This window comes from Streptomyces sp. NPDC002573 (genome assembly GCF_042889625.1).
In the GTDB taxonomy this organism is placed as follows: Bacteria; Actinomycetota; Actinomycetes; order Streptomycetales; family Streptomycetaceae; genus Streptomyces; species Streptomyces gibsoniae.
The window spans coordinates 1-1,118 of the sequence record NZ_JBIARC010000283.1 but is presented as its reverse complement, the minus strand read 5'-3'; the positions used below and the strand labels follow the sequence as shown (position 1 = coordinate 1,118).

At 65.8% G+C, this 1,118-nt stretch carries 2 protein-coding genes; both read right to left on the bottom strand.

What is annotated here, in order from left to right:
* Positions 1-265, bottom strand: a 265-nt coding sequence (locus tag ACFYX0_RS47950) for a helix-turn-helix domain-containing protein (RefSeq protein ID WP_388982205.1), incomplete at its 3' end; no start/stop codon positions are given.
* A gap of 168 nt (positions 266-433) precedes the next feature.
* The coding region (locus ACFYX0_RS47945) for a GNAT family N-acetyltransferase (protein ID WP_388982202.1) at positions 434-1,118 on the bottom strand (685 nt) is incomplete at its 5' end.

Genomic DNA, 1,118 nt, shown 5'->3' with positions numbered 1-1,118 from the left:
TCGTCGCCTGCGTCCTGACCAGCGGCGAGGCCGCCGTCCTGCCTGGCGACGAGCACACGTGCCAGAACCTAGCCTTGCCAACGCTGGCCGACCGCCAGTAGATGTGCTTCTGCCATTGGTAGACCGACTTCGGGCTGATTTGTAACCGGCGGGCCACCTCAGGTGGCCTGACCCCCTCGGCGAACAGCCCGACGGCCTCCAACCGCACCCCCTCGCGACGCTGGCGGCCCTTTGCCGTCAGCCCGCCCCCATCCGCATAGCGCATACCAACGACATAGCGCACAGGTGACCAGCAGTCAGTAGCCCGAGTAGATAGTCACCTCAAAGCGGAAGCCAGTAATAGCGGCAACGCGGCTGTATGGACGGAGTGAGACACCCAGGTGTTACCTCGGATCGCGATGGCCCAGTGGAAGCGTCTGCTGTGCCGGCGTGATCAGCGGGCGCCCGCGGTGGCAGGTGAGAAGTCGAGCAGGGCGAAGTTGGCGACGGGGCGGTAGCCGATTCGTTGGACGAGGCCGTTGCTGGTGGGGTTGGCCAGGTTCGTGAAGAGGAGTACCTCCTGCGGACCGGTGGTCAGGGCGGCCCGTGTCACCTCGGTCATCGCTGCGCCGGCGTAGCCGCAGCCTCGGAAGTGGTTCGGGGTGTAAACGGTGCCCAAGCGGATCTGCCTGGCGACCATCGGGTTCACGCCGACCATGGCGACGGGGGTGCCGTCTGGGGTCTCCCACAACGTGATTCCTCCGGAGGCGATGCGTGTGTCTGCCCACTCTTGTGGGTCTCTGGAGGGGGGTTCTCCGATGGACGCGGCGAAGCCCGCGTAGAGGCGCGCAACTTCCGTGCGGTCCTGCTCGCTCGCGACGCGGGCATGGCCTTCCGGGAGTTGCTGTGGCGGGGTGAGGGTGTCCAGGCGATACAGGCACTGCCGCTCGTGGAGTGTCGGCAGTGCGCCTGTGTGGCGATGCCAGGCGGCGGCGAAGGCCTCAGCGGTGTTGTGGTCTGCGTAGACGCCGGGGAGTTGGTGGCCTAATACTGCAACCGCATCTGGGGTGACGATCAACGGCGTCTGTCGTTGATGTGACTGTGTGCTGATGTGTTGACGGTCGAGCAGGTTGAGTCGT